This is a genomic window from Protofrankia sp. CiP1_Cm_nod2 (genome assembly GCF_920664355.1).
Taxonomy (GTDB): domain Bacteria; phylum Actinomycetota; class Actinomycetes; order Frankiales; family Frankiaceae; genus Protofrankia.
Genome location: NZ_CAKKTL010000336.1, coordinates 1 through 4,295, shown reverse-complemented (window position 1 = coordinate 4,295; position 4,295 = coordinate 1). Strand labels below are relative to the sequence as shown.

The 4,295-nt window shown below is 72.9% G+C and carries 4 protein-coding genes; all 4 read left to right on the top strand.

The window, feature by feature from the left end; translation table 11 throughout:
• The first annotated feature begins 193 nt into the window (after window positions 1–193).
• The 4 genes from gmk to metK all read left to right on the top strand — a co-directional run bounded on the left by gmk (window position 194) and on the right by metK (window position 4,259).
• On the top strand, window positions 194–739 hold the full coding sequence (gene gmk / locus NBW84_RS22870) for a guanylate kinase (protein ID WP_250287306.1): 546 nt from the start codon (window positions 194–196) through the stop codon (window positions 737–739).
• 361 nt (window positions 740–1,100) lie between these two features.
• Complete coding sequence (gene rpoZ, locus NBW84_RS22865) at window positions 1,101–1,385, top strand: DNA-directed RNA polymerase subunit omega (protein WP_013874507.1); 285 nt, start codon at window positions 1,101–1,103, stop codon at window positions 1,383–1,385.
• A 205-nt stretch (window positions 1,386–1,590) separates the two neighbouring features.
• Entirely contained in the window at window positions 1,591–3,024 is a 1,434-nt protein-coding gene (locus tag NBW84_RS22860; protein WP_250287305.1) for a bifunctional phosphopantothenoylcysteine decarboxylase/phosphopantothenate synthase, read from the top strand.
• Between the two features lie 41 nt (window positions 3,025–3,065).
• Window positions 3,066–4,259: a methionine adenosyltransferase gene (gene metK, locus NBW84_RS22855; RefSeq protein WP_250287302.1), complete on the top strand. Its 1,194-nt coding sequence runs from the start codon at window positions 3,066–3,068 to the stop codon at window positions 4,257–4,259.
• Window positions 4,260–4,295 lie beyond the last annotated feature (36 nt).

The window sequence follows — 4,295 nt, the reverse complement described above, 5'->3', positions numbered from 1 at the left end:
GACCCGGGCCGACCGGGCCGACCGGTGGTCGCCACGGTGGGTCGCGCGCCGGGCGGTACACCGTCCGGCCACGGCCACGGCCACGGCCACGGCCACGGCCACGGCCACGGCCGGGGCCGGGGCCACAGCCCGGCCACAGCCGGGCCGATCATGTTCTTTTGAGTGTGTGGCCGCGGCACACTACGGTGTATGGATGCGGCTCACCGTTCTGTCCGGTCCGTCAGGCGTCGGGAAAGGGACAGTCGTCGCCGAGGTACGCCGACGTCACCCCGAGGTCTGGGTTTCGGTCAGTTGCACGACACGAGCGCCGCGCCCGGGGGAGACCGACGGGGTGGAGTATCACTTCGTCGATGCCGAGGAGTTCACCCTGATGGTCAAGAAGGGTGAGCTTCTTGAGCACGCGATGTTCGCCGGTCATGCCTATGGAACCCCCCGCGCGCCGCTGGCGGCCCGTCTCGCCGAAGGGGTGCCGTGCCTGCTGGAAATCGAGCTCCAGGGCGCCCGTCAGGTACGTGCGGGTATTCCCGACGCCCGGTTTGTCTTCCTCGCACCACCGTCCTGGCAGGAGCTGGTCCGCCGGCTCACCGGACGCGGCACGGAGCCGCCGGAGGTGATCGAACGCCGCCTCGGCCGGGCCCGCACCGAGCTTGCCGCCGAATCCGAGTTCGACGCGGTGGTGGTCAACGACGACGTGGCCGGGGCCGCGGCCCGGCTGGTGGCCCTGATGGACACCGACTAGCGCCGCGGCTGGGCTGGGCTGGGCCGGCTGGGCTGGGCCGCGGGCCGCCTGGCCGCGCCTGCCCTCCCGGCGTCGCCTGCTCCACTGTCGCCTGCTCTACTGTGGACAGGCCGTACCGTTGTGGTCCGAGGGCGTCGTGGTCCGAGAATACTGCTGAGGGTGCGGACGCCCACCAGCCCGCGGCTCACGGCCCCGGGCCGCGGGGCCGTGAGCCGCTCCGGCGGGGCCGCCGCGGTCCCGAGCGCCCGCCCTGACCCCGTTCCTCACGACCACATCGTTCTCCACGACCACATCCTGACCATCCTGACCATGCTGTCGGCCCGTCAGCGGGCTGACAGCCCCGTGTTTGCGGAAGGACACCGTGTCCGGCACTGTCGCGCAGCCCGAGGGCATCACCAACCCGCCGATCGACGAGCTCCTGGAAGCCACCGACTCCAAGTACAGTCTGGTGATCTACGCGGCCAAGCGGGCCCGGCAGATCAACGCCTACTACTCGCAGCTCGGTGAGGGCCTGCTGGAGTACGTCGGCCCACTGGTCGACACCGCCAGCGCCCAGGAGAAGCCGCTGTCCATCGCGCTGCGCGAGATCAACGCGGGTCTGCTGACGCACGAGACCGTCGGCGAGCCCCTGCCGCCGGCCTCCTGAGCGCCGGCGCCCTCCGACAGCCGCATGCCAGTCACATGTCGGCCCCCGCGCCACCCACGTCCCGGTGCCGCACACGCCGTCGGCGCACCTGCGGGTACCGCGGGGACGCCCGGTGCCGGCACCAGGACATCCGGTACCCCGGACGCGGGACGCCCGGGGCGTCCGGGGCCACCGGGGCACCCGTTCCACCGGGACATGACCGCTGATGTCCGCTGACACGCCCGCCGGCACCGCCAACACCGCCGGCAATGGCAACGGCAATGGTGCCGGCGGCGGCACCGGTACCGCCGCTCCCGCGGCTGTGCGGCGTCCCCGCGTCGTGCTGGGAGTCTCCGGCGGGATCGCCGCCTACAAGGCGGTCGAGGTGCTGCGCCAGCTCACCGAGACCGGCCACGACGTGCGGGTCGTGCCCACCGCGGCGGCGTTGCGCTTCGTCGGCGAGCCGACCTGGGCGGCGCTGTCCGGGCATCCGGTGGCCACCGACGTCTGGACCGACGCGGCCGAGGTGGCGCACGTCCGGCTCGGCCGGGAGGCCGACCTGGTGCTCGTCGCCCCCGCCACGGCGGACCTGCTCGCCCGCGCCGCCACCGGACGCTCCGACGACCTGCTCACCGCCACCCTGCTCACCGCCCGGTGCCCGGTGATGTTCGCCCCGGCCATGCACACCGAGATGTGGGAGCACCCGGCCACCGTGGCCAACGTGGCCACGCTGCGCTCCCGTGGCTGCCTGGTCGTCGACCCGGCCGTGGGCCGGCTGACCGGCGCGGACTCCGGTGCCGGCCGGCTGCCGGAACCGGCGGAGATCGCCGCGCTGGCCCGTTCCGTGCTGGCCCGCTCGGCGCTGGCCCGTTCCGCGCCGGCCCGTTCCGGGACGGCGGGCAGCGCGCCGGCGGGCAGCGTCCTGGCCGGTGGCGCGTCGGCGGGCACGGTGCTGGATCTCGCCGGCCGGCGGGTCGTCGTCAGCGCCGGCGGCACCCGGGAGCATCTCGACCCCGTCCGCTTCCTGGGCAACTCCTCCAGCGGACGCCAGGGCTACGCACTGGCCAGGGCCGCGCTCGCCCGGGGCGCGCAGACCGTCGTGGTGGCGGCCAACGTGGCGCTGCCGGACGTCGCCGGGGCGCGCACCATCCCGGTGGTGTCGACCGCGCAGCTGCGCGAGGCCGTGCACGCCCAGGCAGCCCAGGCCGATGTTGTGATCATGGCGGCCGCGGTCGCGGACTTCCGGCCCGTGGCACGGGCGTCCTACAAGATCAAAAAAGGTGACGGTGTCCCCGAGCCGGTGGTGCTGGCACACAACCCCGACGTGCTGGCCGAGCTCGTCGCCGCCCGCCGGCCGGGCCAGCTGCTCGTCGGCTTCGCCGCCGAGACCGGCAGGCCGGGCGTGGACATCGTGGCCCTCGGCCGGGAGAAGCTCGCCCGCAAGAAAGCCGACCTGCTGGTCGTCAACCAGGTCGGCGACGGGCTCGGCTTCGAGGTCGACCACAACGCCGCCGTGGTCCTCGGCGCGGACGGCACCCAGACCGCCATCGAACGGACCAGCAAGGACCTGCTCGCGCACCAGGTGCTCGACCTGGTCGTGACGCGACTCGCTGTAGCGGATGGCTCCGTTGTCGGCCTGCCCGCCGGTACCCGCCGGTAGACTTCGCCCGAATCAGACTGGATCTCCCAGGGGGTCATGACGTGGCGACGCGCCTGTTCACTTCCGAGTCCGTTACCGAGGGACATCCGGACAAGATCGCTGACCAGATCAGTGACTCCATCCTCGACGCGATGATCAAAGACGACCCGCGCAGCCGGGTCGCGGTCGAGACGCTGATCACCACCGGCCAGGTCCACGTCGCCGGTGAGGTCACCACGGACACCTATGTGGACATCGCCGCCGTCGTCCGCGAGCGCGTGCTGGAGATCGGCTACGACTCGTCCAAGAAGGGCTTCGACGGCGCCTCCTGCGGGGTGAGCGTGTCGATCGGGTCGCAGTCGCCCGACATCGCCCAGGGCGTCGACACCGCCCACGAGGCCCGGGTGGGCGGCTCCGGCGAGGACGAGCTCGACCGCCAGGGCGCCGGCGACCAGGGCCTGATGTTCGGCTACGCCTGCGACGAGACCCCCGAGCTGATGCCGCTGCCGATCGCGCTCGCCCACCGGCTCGCCCGGCGCCTGTCCGCCGTCCGCAAGGAGGGCCGGATCGGCTACCTGCGCCCCGACGGCAAGACCCAGGTCACCATCGAGTACGCCGACGGCCGGCCGGTGCGGCTGGACACCGTCGTCGTCTCCACCCAGCACGCGGCCGACATCGACCTCGACACCCTGCTCGCGCCCGACATCGCCGAGTTCGTCGTCACCCCGGAGCTGGCCACCCTCGACATCGCCACCGACGGGCACCGGCTGCTGGTCAACCCGACCGGCCGGTTCGAGGTAGGCGGCCCCATGGGGGACGCCGGCCTCACCGGGCGGAAAATCATCGTTGACACCTACGGAGGGATGGCCCGCCACGGCGGCGGCGCCTTCTCCGGCAAGGACCCGTCCAAGGTCGACCGGTCCGCCGCGTACGCGATGCGCTGGGTCGCCAAGAACGTCGTCGCCGCCGGGCTCGCCCGCAGGTGCGAGGTGCAGATCGCCTACGCCATCGGCAAGGCGCACCCCGTCGGCCTGTTCGTCGAGACCTTCGGCACCGGCGTGGTCCCCGACGAGCGGATCCAGGACGCCGTGACCGCCGTCTTCGACCTCCGGCCGGCCGCGATCATCCGGGACCTGGACCTGCTGCGGCCGATCTACACCCAGACCGCCGCCTACGGCCACTTCGGACGCCCGGAACTCGACTTCACCTGGGAGTCCACCTCCCGCGCCCAGGCCCTGGCCGACGCCATCCGCTGACCCCGGATTTTCGCAGAGCGAAAATCCGGGGACCCC

Excerpts from the sequence above, each read along its gene's own strand:
- gmk (WP_250287306.1), top strand. The coding sequence starts at position 194 with ATGCGGCTCACCGTTCTGTCCGGTCCGTCAGGCGTCGGGAAAGGGACA.
- NBW84_RS22860 (WP_250287305.1), top strand. The coding sequence starts at position 1,591 with ATGTCCGCTGACACGCCCGCCGGCACCGCCAACACCGCCGGCAATGGC.